The sequence below is a fragment of the Vibrio sp. NFR genome, from assembly GCF_027587095.1.
Taxonomy (GTDB): domain Bacteria; phylum Pseudomonadota; class Gammaproteobacteria; order Enterobacterales; family Vibrionaceae; genus Vibrio; species Vibrio harveyi.
This window is the reverse complement of the sequence record NZ_JAPPTN010000005.1, coordinates 115,182-129,620: the sequence shown is the minus strand read 5'-3', so window position 1 is coordinate 129,620 and position 14,439 is coordinate 115,182. Positions and strand designations below refer to the sequence as shown.

General features: G+C 44.8%; 17 protein-coding genes. 9 read left to right on the top strand and 8 right to left on the bottom strand.

The features are described from left to right. Positions 1–12: 12 nt before the first annotated feature. From flgD to flgB, 3 genes are read right to left on the bottom strand one after another with little or no spacing between them, the layout of a single operon-like run. Entirely contained in the window at positions 13–696 is a 684-nt protein-coding gene (flgD, locus tag OH463_RS11315) for a flagellar hook assembly protein FlgD (RefSeq protein ID WP_005445377.1), read from the bottom strand. Then, positions 696–1,130 (bottom strand): flagellar basal body rod protein FlgC, encoded by a 435-nt coding sequence (gene flgC / locus OH463_RS11310; RefSeq protein WP_005445378.1) that lies wholly within the window; start codon positions 1,128–1,130, stop codon positions 696–698. The genes flgD and flgC overlap by 1 nt, the downstream gene beginning before the upstream one ends. 2 nt (positions 1,131–1,132) lie before the next feature. After that, positions 1,133–1,495 carry a flagellar basal body rod protein FlgB gene (gene flgB / locus OH463_RS11305; protein ID WP_005445380.1) on the bottom strand — a complete coding sequence of 121 codons (363 nt, stop codon included), beginning with the start codon at positions 1,493–1,495 and terminating at the stop codon, positions 1,133–1,135. 78 nt (positions 1,496–1,573) lie between these two features. Between flgB and flgA the strand changes: the two genes are divergently transcribed. The 4 genes from flgA (at position 1,574) to OH463_RS11285 (ending at position 3,972) form a co-directional block, all read left to right on the top strand. Beyond that, complete coding sequence (gene flgA, locus OH463_RS11300; protein WP_017188579.1) at positions 1,574–2,371, top strand: flagellar basal body P-ring formation chaperone FlgA; 798 nt, start codon at positions 1,574–1,576, stop codon at positions 2,369–2,371. 138 nt (positions 2,372–2,509) lie between these two features. Further along, positions 2,510–2,791 carry a flagellar biosynthesis anti-sigma factor FlgM gene (gene flgM, locus OH463_RS11295; RefSeq protein WP_026000156.1) on the top strand — a complete coding sequence of 94 codons (282 nt, stop codon included), beginning with the start codon at positions 2,510–2,512 and terminating at the stop codon, positions 2,789–2,791. Between the two features lie 22 nt (positions 2,792–2,813). After that, positions 2,814–3,251: a flagellar export chaperone FlgN gene (gene flgN / locus OH463_RS11290; RefSeq protein ID WP_269991263.1), complete on the top strand. Its 438-nt coding sequence runs from the start codon at positions 2,814–2,816 to the stop codon at positions 3,249–3,251. 43 nt (positions 3,252–3,294) lie between these two features. Continuing rightward, positions 3,295–3,972, top strand: a complete 678-nt coding sequence (locus OH463_RS11285) for a lytic transglycosylase domain-containing protein (protein ID WP_269991410.1) — start codon at positions 3,295–3,297, stop codon at positions 3,970–3,972. A gap of 403 nt (positions 3,973–4,375) precedes the next feature. On the opposite strand, the gene OH463_RS11280 is transcribed toward OH463_RS11285, so the two are convergent. Continuing rightward, the gene (locus tag OH463_RS11280; protein ID WP_005445385.1) at positions 4,376–4,894 is read right to left on the bottom strand and encodes an NUDIX hydrolase; all 519 of its coding nucleotides are present in this window, start codon (positions 4,892–4,894) and stop codon (positions 4,376–4,378) included. Between the two features lie 260 nt (positions 4,895–5,154). On the opposite strand from OH463_RS11280, the gene OH463_RS11275 reads away from it, so the two are divergent. Both OH463_RS11275 and OH463_RS11270 read left to right on the top strand, forming a co-directional pair. Beyond that, positions 5,155–5,415 carry a putative hemolysin gene (locus OH463_RS11275; protein ID WP_005445386.1) on the top strand — a complete coding sequence of 87 codons (261 nt, stop codon included), beginning with the start codon at positions 5,155–5,157 and terminating at the stop codon, positions 5,413–5,415. Between the two features lie 259 nt (positions 5,416–5,674). Next, positions 5,675–6,349 carry a hypothetical protein gene (locus OH463_RS11270; protein ID WP_269991262.1) on the top strand — a complete coding sequence of 225 codons (675 nt, stop codon included), beginning with the start codon at positions 5,675–5,677 and terminating at the stop codon, positions 6,347–6,349. A gap of 9 nt (positions 6,350–6,358) precedes the next feature. Here OH463_RS11270 and OH463_RS11265 read toward each other — a convergent pair whose 3' ends face one another. Continuing rightward, positions 6,359–7,201, bottom strand: a complete 843-nt coding sequence (locus OH463_RS11265) for a YdcF family protein (protein WP_050941317.1) — start codon at positions 7,199–7,201, stop codon at positions 6,359–6,361. A 144-nt stretch (positions 7,202–7,345) separates the two neighbouring features. On the opposite strand from OH463_RS11265, the gene OH463_RS11260 reads away from it, so the two are divergent. Beyond that, positions 7,346–8,716: an L-serine ammonia-lyase gene (locus tag OH463_RS11260; RefSeq protein WP_005445390.1), complete on the top strand. Its 1,371-nt coding sequence runs from the start codon at positions 7,346–7,348 to the stop codon at positions 8,714–8,716. A 374-nt stretch (positions 8,717–9,090) separates the two neighbouring features. After that, entirely contained in the window at positions 9,091–10,575 is a 1,485-nt protein-coding gene (locus OH463_RS11255) for a peptide MFS transporter (RefSeq protein WP_009696908.1), read from the top strand. 87 nt (positions 10,576–10,662) lie between these two features. Here the strand turns inward: OH463_RS11255 and OH463_RS11250 are convergent, their stop codons facing one another. Together OH463_RS11250 and OH463_RS11245 are read right to left on the bottom strand one after the other, a co-directional pair. After that, positions 10,663–11,934, bottom strand: a complete 1,272-nt coding sequence (locus OH463_RS11250) for an Nramp family divalent metal transporter (protein WP_005445392.1) — start codon at positions 11,932–11,934, stop codon at positions 10,663–10,665. Between the two features lie 214 nt (positions 11,935–12,148). Next, a complete protein-coding gene (locus OH463_RS11245; RefSeq protein WP_005445393.1) occupies positions 12,149–12,385 on the bottom strand; it encodes a hypothetical protein in 237 nt (78 codons plus the stop codon). A gap of 210 nt (positions 12,386–12,595) precedes the next feature. On the opposite strand from OH463_RS11245, the gene OH463_RS11240 reads away from it, so the two are divergent. After that, positions 12,596–13,486, top strand: a complete 891-nt coding sequence (locus OH463_RS11240; RefSeq protein ID WP_005445394.1) for a LysR family transcriptional regulator — start codon at positions 12,596–12,598, stop codon at positions 13,484–13,486. Here OH463_RS11240 and OH463_RS11235 read toward each other — a convergent pair. After that, positions 13,483–14,268, bottom strand: a complete 786-nt coding sequence (locus OH463_RS11235; RefSeq protein WP_045487021.1) for a phosphotransferase enzyme family protein — start codon at positions 14,266–14,268, stop codon at positions 13,483–13,485. The genes OH463_RS11240 and OH463_RS11235 overlap by 4 nt on opposite strands. Positions 14,269–14,439 lie beyond the last annotated feature (171 nt).

The window sequence follows — 14,439 nt, the reverse complement described above, 5'->3', positions numbered from 1 at the left end:
TTCCTTATTTGGTTAAGCACCAAACTGAGTAATTTGATAGAAAGGAACGTTGCCAACGCCTTGAACATTGACCAGTGCTGAGCCACCTGAGCTTGGAATACGAACCTGCTCAACCGTGCCTGCCAGCAAAACTTTAGGGCTTTTCTGCCCATCTTGAACTTCCACCGCAACGGTGTACTTACCCGGTTTCAAACCGAGCTCTTCAGGATTAATGGAGAATTCCAAATCACCAGCAGCGTGCGCGCCAAGAGGCACTTTCGTTGATTGACCAAACTGGTCTTTCACCACTAGCGTTACTTGGTTAGAACCATGTTCTAGTTCTATCTTGCCGTTTTGCGCGCCTTCACCGAGTTCAAACTCATTCGATGAAACGTACACGGTTTGACCAACCAAACCAGCGGTCGAAAGCACTTGCATGTTGTCGAGTAACACCATGCTGTTTTGCATTAACTTCGACATGTTTTCGGTACTCTGCACCTGAGAAAACTGCGCAAGTTGACCAACGTACTCGGTTCCGTCTAACGGGTTTAGTGGGTCTTGGTTTTGAATTTGTGCCACCATCAACGAGATAAACTCATTTTGCAGTGAGCTGGCACTGTTCATATCTGATGGGTTGGCGGAAACACTTGCGTCACTGCCAGACTTGGTTGTTACCGGCTTATCGGAAGACAGTGGGGTGTATTGTGCGATACTCATTAGCTACCCTGCCCTAATCGAAGCAGACCTTGCTGCATGCTTTTCACATTCGCCAATACCTCGACATTGGTCTCGAAGCTGCGTGTCGCTGACATCATGTCTGCCATTTCTGACACCACATCAATATCCGGGTAGTACACGTAACCTTCATCGTTTGCCAATGGGTTATTAGGTTCGAAGCGCTTCTCTGCCTGCCCTGCATTTTTCACAACATCCACAATGCGAACTTCTGCATTTGGATAAGCACTGTTCTCTGTTGCCATTTGCGTTTTTTGATACACAGTTGCAAACACAGGTTTAAGTGCCTTGTAGGCATCATCTGGGTTGGCAGACACCGCATCGGCGTTTGCAAGGTTACTGGCTACCGTGTTCAGACGAACGGTTTGCGCCGTCATCGCTGAGCCAGTGATCGAATAGATATCAGTAAATGACATGTTTAACGTCCCTCAATCGCTTTCGCCAAGCCACTGAATTTCATGTTGAGAAACGTCAGGCTGGTTTGAAAGTCCATGTTGTTTTGTGTGAATTTGGCTTGTTCAACACCAAGTTCCACGGTGTTGCCGTCTTTGCTGTTTTGGTAAGGCACTGAATATTGCGCCTCTACCTGAAACTTCGGCACTGATTTGCTCACACTTCCCGTCGACATATTGTTCATCACGGTGGTGAAGCTCAGGTCCTTTGCCAAGTACCCTGGGGTATCAACATTTGCTAGGTTACTGGCGAGGACTTTGGTACGCTGAACGCGAAAATTAAGTGCCTCTGGATGTACACCTAACGCATTTTCGAATGTGATCGCCATGCATCTTTCCTTCAAGTCGGCTCGAATACGCCAAGAATGAAACAAGATGCGTGCCATAAAAATTAACTATAAAAATCAATGAATTACAAACAAGGAAGGAAGCCTCGCTTCCGGTTTACGGAAACCACTCAAAACAAGGGGAAAGGTCGATTTCCCCAAATTATGCTGCTTTGTGGTTTGGTTTTGAGTGCCAGTTCGATAAGTGCCGCTGCCGCTGAGAAAACCCTCACGGCGAACGAACTAAAAGTCACCGTCAGTGAACAATTTGAGCAAGAAGTCGCACAAATCGCGCGTTCACACCATTGGGGAACCTATCAGCTCGAATATCGTATTTGGGTTCCGGGTTCTGCCAATCACTTGCCCGCCTGTACGTCGCCTTTGGTCATCGCAGGACGAGATAATCGCCCACTGCCTGTTGGCAATTTGAAGCGCGCGGTCAGTTGTGAGGACATCACCTCTCCTTGGCGAATCAACGTTACAATCAAATCTGCAGTGACACTCCCTGTCCTCGTTGCGACCAGCACAATTGGGCGTAACGAAACGATCTCCGCGACTCATTTAAAATCTGAAACGCGCACGATTTCGCGCCAAGACGACTTCTACACACAAGTGAGCCAAGCGGTAGGATTGGAGACCTCTCGCCGTATTCGCGCCGGACAAATTATTGATCCTTCAAACCTAAGCTCCCCTGCTCTGGTTGAGAAAGGCAACGAGGTGATTATTGTTGCGAGCAAAGATGGATTTAGCGCCAGTACCAAAGGCGTCGCCCTAGAACAGGGAAGGAAAGGTCAGCAGATCGATGTAGAAAACATCAGCTCTGGCAAAGTGATACGAGCAGTCGTGACAGGGTTAAATCAAGTACATACTCAGTTCTGATTTTGGACTCAGGTTATCATTTTTTGATTTTTACACTCGTCAGCACAGGTGAACTTCGAGTACAAAAAATAAATATTTAATGTTCATCACACCCTAGTCGCCTATTCGATTTAGAACATGATGATTGAGGACAACAGCATGAAAATCGACAAAGTCGCGGGCGGTCATGTCCCACAAACGAAATTCCAGCAAGCAAGCAAGAAGCCTGTCGAAACCATCGCACAGAGCAAAACTAGCGAGCCAGCATTCCAAGCTAACACTGCCGCCATCGATCGCGCTCAAGCAGAAATGAAATCACTGCCAGACGTAGATATGGCAAAGGTTGAAGAGATCCGCAACGCATTAGCACGTGGTGAACTGAATCTGGATACCAAAGCACTATCCAAAGCAGTAATGCAGTTCCACACTGGTCACGAGTAACGCAGCGCACTAGGAGTCATGCATGGCAACGGCCGCATCGCAGCACATTCAACAATTTGTTCGTTCCCTAGCGGAAGACATTAAACTCTACCAGCAATTGCTAGAGCTTATTCAGCAACAAAAAACGCTGTATTTGAAGTTTGATGGGGAATCGCTTAGCGAGAACATTCAAAAGCAAACGCCAATTTTGAATCGACTCAGTCGCTCGGCGAGTGAAAGAAGTCAGTTGATGCGCTCGCTTGGACTCCCTTGCAACGAAACCAGTGTGAATCGAATTTTCAATGCTCTGCCTGCCAAAATTGGCACGCAAGCAAGAAAACAATGGGCGCTGTTGGAAACCTTGGTAAAACAATGCCATACGGACAATCAGAGCAACGGTCAAAGCTCTGCGGCGTTCCAAGAGTTGGTCAGTCAACTCAAGCAACCTGTGCAACACACTTATGAAGAGCGTTCGTTCTAAACAATTCTCGCCTTGCCTACAGAATCTTCCTCCATCCAGGTCGATTACTGTGGGCTTTTTTGCGTTTTGGCTCACCTGCTTTTCTTCTCTCTCAATAGCCAAACCCAACGAAGAAACCATTACCCAACAATATCAAGTGCTCGCGCCCTACCAGAGCCAAATTGCCAAACGTCTCGATTCTGTTCGCCCATTGCTCGATCATATTTTCAAACAGCTTAAGCAGCAGTCGTTACCGCCCACATTCGTGTTGTTGCCCATGTTGGAATCGTCTTATAACCCTCAAGCCGTCTCACATGCGAATGCTGCGGGTCTATGGCAATTAATCCCTGCCACAGCGACACGATTTGGTTTACAAGTATCAGACACCGATGATGAACGGTTTGATACCAAAGCCAGCACTCAAGCGGCGTTGAAATACTTGGCGTTCCTGTATGAGAAGTTTGATCAAGACTTGGCACTGACTCTAGCAGCTTACAACGCGGGCGAGGGACGCGTATCAAGGGCGATGAAAAATGCGGGTAGTCGAAATTTTGATGCACTCACTTTACCCAATGAAACACAAGAGTACGTCAACCGCTTCTACGCACTAGAGCGCTTGGTTGATGTACATCAACTTCGTACGGATTCTTTTCAGCCTTTGCTGTTATTTTCCGAGCAGTCATCTATCTACACCAAACCGCTTATAGACCTTAGTCGATTACCACCTCTGGTCGAATTGTGACACCTATCACTAAAACTCGACAATGTCAGGTGTTCGTAAAAATACAAGATCCTGTACTGCCAATTTGCAAACTCGTGATCTCGATGCAAACGCGTGCATAAAAGTTAAGGTAATGTATCTCAAAGATAAGAAAGAGCAGTGGTTTGCTGATAATTCACCAATTTGTGCTTGTGTATTGAGTAGAGATGCATCACATTACGGGTGCAAATTCAGTGAAAAACAATGGTTAGACCTATTAATTATTTACACAACAAATATAAAACCGCTATTGTTTTTACAGATTGAAACAAAATACAGAATATCGAGATGACGCTTCGCTTGCGCGTCTGGAATAAGTCCGGGTTCCGGGGGGGAGCTCGGACTTTTTTATTGGCTGGAAGTTACAACTTTGATCGAAGGGTGATTACAACAACTCTTTTGCGATTAGTTGGAGCAAGAAGGTTTCGCGTTCAATGCTCATTCCTTTCTTTGGGCTTTCTGCCATCGTCTTTTCATTATGCGCAATCGCATCATGCACATTCATCCAAACTGGACGCATGCCGTTTTTCACTTCGTAATCTTCATAAGACGTTTCACCTAGCTCACGGTCAATCTTGCACGTGTAGCAGTATGACGTCATGTGCATCACATCCGCATCGTCTTTGTACCAAGGACGAAACTCTTCAAAGATACCAAATGGCTTAATGTTGTGAATGTTTTTCGCACCAGTTTCTTCTTCAAGTTCACGAACCAAACCTGCAATCACGTCTTCGCCTTCATCAATACCACCACCCGGCAGAGTGTAGTCGTGGTAACGTTCAGTGTAGAGGAGAAGAACATCTTCACCATCAAGCACAATGGCACGTGCTGCGTTACGCTGAAAGATGATTTTGTCATCCAAATGTTCGATGTCTGGGTGCGTAGTTGTTTTTAAGTGTCTCATCGCAGGATCCGCTGTGAATGTTTTGCGCGCATACTACCGAAATTCATAACTATTCCCAAGTTTCAATTTGCGCAAGCCTACAACAATGCCACCCAAGATAACCTTGAGATACTTGGATATACAGACGAACAGTGAGCAAATTCTAAAATTACACAGAATTCCCTTTCAAGCGTCGTGCTTTTAACAAACATAAGACAGTATTTTTCTTAAACTCTCCTATAATCAACACACTACTCGTAATTCCCACGCGGAGATCAAGAATGAAAAAGACGGCTTTAGTAACGGCAGTGGCGGCAGCAATGGTGTTGGCAGGTTGTTCTACTTATGAAGGTGCAACTCGCTCAAACGAATACACATCAGCAGCAAACCCAGCAGCAGTATACTGCGTGCAGCAAGGTGGTGAACTAGATACAGTGACAGAAAACGGTGAACGCGTAACTTACTGCCTATTGTCTGAAAATGAGCGTGTTGAGCAATGGGAATATTACCGTAAAAACCACAAAGAAGACGCTGAGTCGTAATGGTTAACATTTACGCAATCTAAGATTGCACAATCCACAACAAAGGAGCTTCATGCTCCTTTTTATTTTATCTAAACATTCCAGATTTCTGACACTTAGTCCTTTATTCACCAGCCTTACCGCATAGCGACACCATATCGAACGCCGTTTTATTTCTGACATTCCTCTGACATTACTTTCCACTTGGGCAATAAAATTTCTCGCGCACATCACGAAATTTCACGTTTTTTCCACATTTTTATTGGAGCGGGTGGTCAGGATGAAAATAGATACTGTCAAACAAGTCGAATCGACACAATCCAACCTTGTTGAAGACTCAAAAATTACTGAAGAATCAAAGCGCGTTATCTACAAAGCGATGTTGAGTGCATTGACCATCATCGCGATTAGTATTTTAGTGAACCTGAGTATTCGCGTAGATTACGTTCTACTGGGCTCAAGCTTGGGTGAAACATCCATCACTGAAACGCTACAACTGATCATGTTAGCCGTCGCTTCTTGGTCGTTCTATCGCGTTTCCAAGCAAGAAGCTCACTTATCGCACGCCGCGATCCTTATCTCTGGCTTTTTTGCGGTATTGATGATCCGCGAAATGGATTACTGGTTTGATATGATTCACCATGGCTCTTGGGTATTCCCAGCCTTAGCAGTAACAGCACTCGCATGTGCAAAAGCTTACCAAGGTGGTAAAGGTACCGTGAATCAGATGGCGGTTATACTTCAGTCGCCATACATGAAACTGCTCATTGGCTCTGTTGTTTTATTGGTGGTATTTTCTCGCTTATACGGAATGGGAAGTTTCTGGCAACACGTTATGGGTGAGCACTACGTGCGTGATGTGAAAAACATCTCTGAAGAAGGCATCGAGCTATTGTGCTACAGCCTTATTGCACTAAGCGCAGTTCGTACTCGTCGTGAACTTAAACGCCAGTAAACCTGAGTTTCATTCCGATACACTCGCTTCTGGGTCAAGGCGTTGATTTAACGCCGTGAGTATCGGATGAAATACAGCCAACGCTTGTTGCGCTGCAAAAACTGAATCATCAAAGGCCGTCATTTCGATGGCCTTTTTCATCTCTGCGATTTGGTTTTTAACGTCTTGTGTTAAAGGCAAAGTTTGGAGTTTTTCTATTGCTTTTAAAGCTATCGCTAATGGTTTCGCTTGTACTTGAGCCAAGTCTCGCTTAAATGCCTTGTTTTTCACCCCTTCCAAATAAACACGATAAGTCGTCAGTTCATCAAATAAAAGAAACGCATCTGCCTGAGTGCCTGAGTTTGGATATGGCACACTGATATGCTCAGCGATATCTAGTGAAACAGTGAGCTCTATTCCCATGTCTGCACAACGCGATTTCAATACTCGTAATAAGCCTTGTTCATCCATCAAGGTTTGGATCTCAATAATGCGCTCTAAATGGTAGTCATTGGAAAGCAGTATGACTTCGATAGCTTGTCCCATTGGACATAACCCACTTTTCAGTAGCTCTTTTGCCGCATTTTGCATGTTCTGCACGGTATTCAGGGAACGATTCTCGATGATGACTTGCTGATCAGGAAAGTCGATTCCCCTAACCTTGGTTAGCTGACCAAAATACTGATACATCGCATCCGCTTCAGAGATCGTTTGACCATGAGTGACCCCTCCACAAAAAACCAATGCCGTTGACTCAAAATCCCATTGGTTTAAAACGGAAACTAAAGCTTCCACACGTGAGCGCCCTTCAGCACTGAGCTGATCATGCGCTAAACGCTTACCTAGAATGATCACTACCTTGTTTAACTTCATTACCGAGATCTCAATTACTCATACTTTCGCGAACAATTTGTATACAAAAATTTGCTTTGCCAATACTCTTTCAGGCATTAACATCTAATTAACAATGTCGTTCTAGAGACCTTGACAAAGGTCCGCAAAGAAAGGAAGTCAATTATGCTGTCGATTTTCGATATTTTTAAGGTCGGTGTCGGTCCTTCTAGCTCCCACACCAATGGTCCTATGCTCGCAGGTTACCATTTCACTCAATTGCTTAGCGACTCTATGGCGAAAGTGCACAAGGTGCAAGTCGACCTTTACGGCTCTTTATCACTCACCGGTAAAGGACACCACACGGATCGTGCTACCGTCTTAGGGCTAATGGGTAATAAACCCGACACTATCAAGATGACGAGCGCGAAAAGCGCGCTACAACATACCATTGAACACGGCACGCTCTCTGTCGCAGGTGTTCATGAAATCGTGTTTAGTTATGAGCACGATATCGTCTTCCACAGCGATAACCTTCCTCTTCATGAAAACGGCATGACCATCACAGCTTTTGATGCTGCTGGTGAGCAAGTGGCGTTTGAAACTTACTATTCCATCGGTGGTGGCTTTATTGCCACTGCTGCCGAGCTAGAAAACGGTGGCAATGAGGCAGAAATCCAAGTGACTTACCCTTTCACGTCTGCTGACGAGATGTTAGAAAAAGCAGAGCAAAACGGCTTTAGCTTAGGGGGGATGATCCTTCAAAACGAATTGGCTTTCCGTGAGCAAGAAGAGATCGACCAAAAAGCAGAACAGATCTGGAAAGTAATGTCGTTGTGTATGCAACGTGGCTTTGACACCGAAGGCATTCTTGAAGGTGGGTTAAACGTCACACGCCGAGCACCTAACCTACTCAAAAAGCTTGAAGCTAACGCAGCAGTAGAAAACGATCCAATGGAGATCATGGATTGGATAAACCTATTTGCTTTCGCAGTAAGTGAAGAAAACGCGGCTGGCGGTCAGGTGGTCACATCACCAACCAACGGCGCAGCTGGCGTCATCCCCGCAGTACTCATGTACTACCATCGTTTCATCAAAGAGCTCGACAACAAACAGCTGAAAGACTTCTTAGCTGTGGCTGGGGCGATTGGTATCTTGTACAAAACCAACGCTTCGATTTCTGGTGCAGAAGTCGGATGCCAGGGAGAAGTCGGCGTTTCTTCTTCTATGGCAGCAGCAGGTTTAACCGCACTGCGTGGTGGCAGCAACGAGCAAATCTGCATTGCTGCTGAGATTGCTATGGAGCATTCGCTTGGCATGACTTGTGATCCAATTGGCGGTTTGGTTCAAGTTCCGTGCATCGAGCGAAACGCGATGGGCGCAATGAAAGCCATCAATGCATCACGCATGGCGTTAAAACGCACTAGCAAATGTCTTATTTCATTAGATAAAGTTATCGAAACCATGTACCAGACAGGTAAAGACATGAACAAGAAATATCGTGAGACGTCACTCGGCGGTCTGGCAGTGATTCACATGGCACCACCTTGCGAATAGCATACTTTATTTCAGCGTTTGCTAATTAATATTTTTCATTGTTGGCGGATAAAATTCCGCCAACGTCTTTATTCCTGCATAAAAATCACGCTATCTCCCACCTCACTCTCGACTGCTTATTATTTCAACGTCTTTTCAAAACCTTAAAAATCACTAAAGAATAATAGTCTTATAAAATGTTATTTTTTAGTCATTTATTCACATAATTCCTAGTTGATCTAGAACAATACATTAGCAAGGCAAACGTTTCGCATTAGAAAATTTAGTGCATTAAATTCGTTTTATGCGACAATTGTTTCAATATGTAACATAGCGTTTAAGTAACATTTAACAGAAATAATAACTACCTTTCTCGCAATAGTGAGTATTTAATTATGTGGAATAAACTAAATAAATCTATGATGTTCTGCCAAATGATGTTTGGCTTATCATTCTACGGCGTGTTAGTCAGTCTAACGCGTTTTTTCTTAGAGGATCTGAATTACAACGAAGCTGATACCATGATGATCGTGGGTGCCTTTTCTGCGATTGGTCCCCTATTTGCGATTGCTGGCGGTTTCATCGCTGACAAATTTTTAGGAGCTTACCGTTCTCTATCGATTGCCTTCCTAGCATTCGCATCTGGTTACGCGCTGCTTGTTCTTGGTGCTTCGGCTACCAACGTACCACTGTCTATGTGTGGTATCGCACTAGCAAGCTACGGTCGTGGTTTGATGTCACCTTCCTACCCTAGCTTGTACAAACGTACCTTTAAGTCTCAAGAAGACTTTGAGAAAGGCTATCCAATCAACTACTCAGTGAACAACGTAGGCGCCTTCCTAGGTCAATACCTGTTCCCAATGATTGTATTGGTGATTGGCTTTAATGGCGGTTTCACCATCTCTGCAGTAATGGCAGGCGCAGCACTGGTTATGCTACTTGTGTTCCGCAAAGGCTTGGTTGGTGTCGCATCAGATCTAGACAAACAAACCGTTAGCATCAAAAACTGGATCTTCTTTGCCCTTATTTCTGTGGCGATGATTGCGTTGGTATTCTTCATGTTCTCAAACATGGATATCGGTCAAAACATCGTTTATGCCATTGGTGGTGCTGCAATTCTTTACTTTGTTTCTTTGATGTTGAAAGCAAGCAAAGCGGAATCATTGAAGATGGGTACCATCCTTATCGTAACCTTCCTAACCACGTGTTTCTTCGTTTACTACGGTCAAATGATGACTTCAATGAACATGGTGGCGATCAACACACTAAAAGGTTCCCTATTTGGCTTTATTCCACTAGAACCTGAAGCTGCAATGGCGATGAACCCGCTATGGTGTATGGTTGGTGGTCCTATCGTAGCTGGCTTCTTTGGTGTGCTAGAAAAACGCGATATTCACCTATCTACAGCAACTAAAATTGCGTTGGCATTCGTGCTAACAGCGATTGCTTTCGGCATCCTAACCTTCGCTGTAACCACAGTGGGCGAAGACGTAATCATCATGCCTGAGATCTTCCTAGCGATTCACTTCTTCCAAGCAATTGCAGAAGTGATTGTAGGCTCAATGGTCGTTGCATTTATCCTATCGGTTGCACCGAAGCACATTGAAAACTTCTCAGTAAGCTTGTTCTCTGTTGCTATCGCGCTGAGTGGTATTGTTGGTGCTGCATTCTCGACTTCTATCGCTCTAGAAAAAGGGCAAGAAATCACCCAAGAAATCGTACAACACGTCTACGGTGATTACTTCCAATTGCTAACCGTGCTCGCTGTTGTAATGGTTGCTATCGCACTAGGTGCTTCTTTCATCATCCGCAAAATGCTTGAAGCTGCCAAACGCAGTGAAGCTGAATTGGAAATGGTTGAGGCTAACGCACAAAACTAATATTCCTCTTCACCTAAATGCAAAAACGGAAGCCAATTGGCTTCCGTTTTTTTTATCGACAGAGGTTTGTCGCTTAGCGAGCGTTGGCTATGCAGCAAGCGTAAACATCAAATACGCGTTCAATGCCAGTACAAGAGTGACGATAACCACACCCGAATAAGATACCCATTTGTTGTTTTTGAACTCGCCCATCAAGCGCTCGCTGTTGGTAAAGATAAGCAGTGGAATAATCGCCAGCGCAATACCAAAGCTTAATACCACTTGGCTCATCACCAAAATATCAGTGGTGTTCATACCCAAACCAATCACCACAAATGATGGCGCCATGGTAATGAAGCGGCGCAACCACATTGGAATAGAGAAGCGTACAAAGCCTTGCATCACGACTTGTCCTGCCATGGTTCCCACTACTGTGGAAGATAAACCCGAAGCAATCAGAGACACACCAAATAGCACAGAGGCTGCTTTACCTACGAGTGGGGTCAGCGTCATGTACGCGGTTTCAATTTCTGCTACATGCTGGTTACCAGAGTAATGGAAAACAGCTGCTGCCATCGCCACAATAGCGATATTCACAAAGCCCGCTATTACCATCGCAATCAACACGTCAAAACGAGTAGTACGAAGACGTGTTTTCGTACTTTCACCATAGTTGTTTTTGAACAATGCCGAGTGAAGGTATATCACGTGAGGCATCACAGTTGCGCCTAAAATGCCCGCCGCAAGGTAGATTTGGTGCGAGTTAGTAAATGTTGGGGTTAACAAACCTTTTGCCATTTCACCGCCAGCGGGGTGAGCGAAGAACAATTCCGCAATGTAGATAACCGCAACCAGCATCAGAAGCGAACCAATCACCACCTCTAGCGGCTTTTGACCTTTCTGGTTAAGCGTCAGAATCATCACTGTCGCAACGGCAGTGATCAACGCCCCTTCCATCAAACTGATACCAAAGACAAGCTGAAAGCCGACTGCTGCACCAATAAATTCCGCTAGGTCAGTTGCTATCGCTATGATTTCAGCCTGAATCCAATAGAAACCCACTGCCCATTTATTAGGTAGATGGTCGCGTAAGTGTTCTGCGAGGTTTTTGCCTGTAACAATGCCAAGTTTAGCGGACAAATACTGAATCAACATCGCCATGAGGTTTGCCCAAAGCACAACCCAAAGCAGTTGATAGCCGAATGAAGATCCCGATTCAATATTCGTTGCAAAGTTACCTGGGTCAATGTAACCAATTGCAGCAATAAACGCTGGACCTAACATGAGTAACTTGCGTTTTATTTTGTTAAAGGCTGACGCGTTTTGTGCCGCCGTTGTTTGTATCGCTGTCGCGTGTAAATTATTGGACGTACCATTCATGAGCGTATTCCCCTCTCGTCGATAGAGAAAATCATACGCCAACCTAAATGAGAATCAATATCATTTAGGTGCACAAAAATGGTAATTAAGATTTCAACAATTAATTTTCAATTATCGATAAACAAAAGCTATCAGAATAACTTTAAATCTAGAAGTGTCATAAACAACAATGCCGCGTTAAACGCGGCATTGAAAGTAAGGAGATTTCGACCATTTAGTCGCGGCGACCGCGAAGTTGGATCGGTTGAGTAGAAGCGTCTGTTTGAATCATAACACCACCATAAGCAGCATCATTTCGACCTTTTAGAGTCAGGTTAGAATCTGCGCGTTCCACATCAACTTGGTTAGCTTGGCTTGTTGTCATATCAATGGTACCTGTGTATGACCCATCGCCAGCGAATGCCACATTTACTGAACAAACCATTAAGCCTAGTGCGATTAGTTTTTTCATACGTCACCTCTGTTGTTTGTGGTACATCATTTCGATATAGAAACTTTAGCAACGCCGCCCAAGTAGCACGAGGAAAACCCGAATTTACCAAATGGAAATCCCTGTTGGAAAAAGGCTTTTCTGCCATAAACTTAGAATTGACCATTCCCTGTCTTTCCGCTGTTGAGGCAGCGCTATGATGCCGTAGCAAACGTTGGCTGGAGTAAAAGAATGACAATCAATCTAGATATGCAGAACGTCTTGGTAATAAAGCGCATGTACGATCTGCGCAACGTTCGCTTGGTCGCGGAATCAATGGGAAAAACCTCCGGCGCCATCAGCAAAAACCTCACTAAAATGAAAGCGCAACTGGACGATCCTCTGTTCATTCAAACCAAAAATGGATTTGAACCAACCTCATTTGTGGAAGCCAATATGCCTCATTTCGAGCAAATCTTGGCGAGCGCAGACGCAATCAAACCCCAAGAGTTTTCCCCGCCGCTTTATACTGGCGATGTTGCAATCTACGCCAACACACTTTTTTGGGATCGTTTTGGCGATAAACTTTACCTAGAGTTGCTCAAGCAAGCGCCGCATGCCAATTATGCATTTTTAAGGTGGGGGGCTGATGCTCGCAATCGCATCATTGACGGTGAGAACGCCATTGCTATTCATTACTTTGATGAAGATCTACCTCAATCCATCGCACAAAAAGAGTTGGGAAAAGGCAAAGCGGTATTCTTTGTACGCAAAGATCATCCTGCCAAGGACTTCCAATCATTGGGCGATTATACCTTTGTTTTGTTCAAGACGCCTGGTTGGAACGATCATAAATACCCACTTTTGGATCGCTTAAAAAACATCGGCTTTCATGTTGATCCAAAAGTTGAGATTGAACATCCTGCCATGATTCACAGCATCATCATGAACACCGACCATTTCGGTATTACGATGAGTGGTAACGTTCCTGAATCATGTCGTAGCATCGAACTTCCAAATGGTTTAGAGCTCGGCGTGAGCTTTGTGATGAGCTGCCGACGCTCTCAGCAGCACGACCCACAAAACCAATGGCTGTTTAGTGTGATTCAATCCATCATCAAAAGGCACACCAAGCCAGACTAAAATTTGATTTCTCCCAATACGCCCAAAGTAATCGCTTGGTGGTGTTTATTGAGGTATTCAATATCTTGTAAATAAGCCGTATGGTGACAATCTTCCATATTGGCTTGAAACTGGGCATCACCATTGGCTGCCATCGTGCGCATGTGATCAACTAACGCCGTTAAGCGCAACGTCATTACCTCCACCAACTCTTCGCGTTCTAATCGGGAGCAGCCATAGGCATCACAAAAGATTTTGGCTCGTCGAATTTGTTCTTCTAACGTGCCCATCTTGTCATCTTCATCAGTCTTAAATGGCGCCCAACCGTATATAGAAAAAGCAATATCCCAAATTCGCGGCGCAGGATGAGCGGTATCGAAATCAAATACGCCGCTCACGACATCCCCATCTAAAGCCACGTTATAAGGCATGAAATCACCGTGACAAATCACTTCTTGCGGCGAGCGAGCTGGCAACATCCAATGATGAACATCTTGATCATGCTGTTTAAGGAAACTCTCCGACGCATCATGATAACAACGGAGCAGGTTTGCGGCAGATTTCAACGCAGTGAGCGAAGCAATCGGTCCTTCTAACGGGTAGTTATAGCTGTCACCCTCAACAAAGGTCAGCAACTCTTTCCCACCCTCAATCGACACTGCTTTTGGACATGCAGTAAAACCATGTTGATGAAGATGTTGGAGTAATTGATGGACGGTCATCGTCCAGTGGCTAGCTGGTCTACTGACCAAATTACCTTTACGATAAATGGCATTATCCCTGCCCCCTTCTAACGCTTCCATTACTGCTCCTTGATAACCAGAGCGCATGCTCTGTGAGTGATGACGACATGAAACGTACTCTGTCATCTTAGCACCCGAACTTTGGTCATGACGGTTGATAATGTTTCAGATTGTTAGCTCTATCTCAGTTCGTGCTCATCTTGTCATTTTGCCCCCCGATAGCCTGAAAAT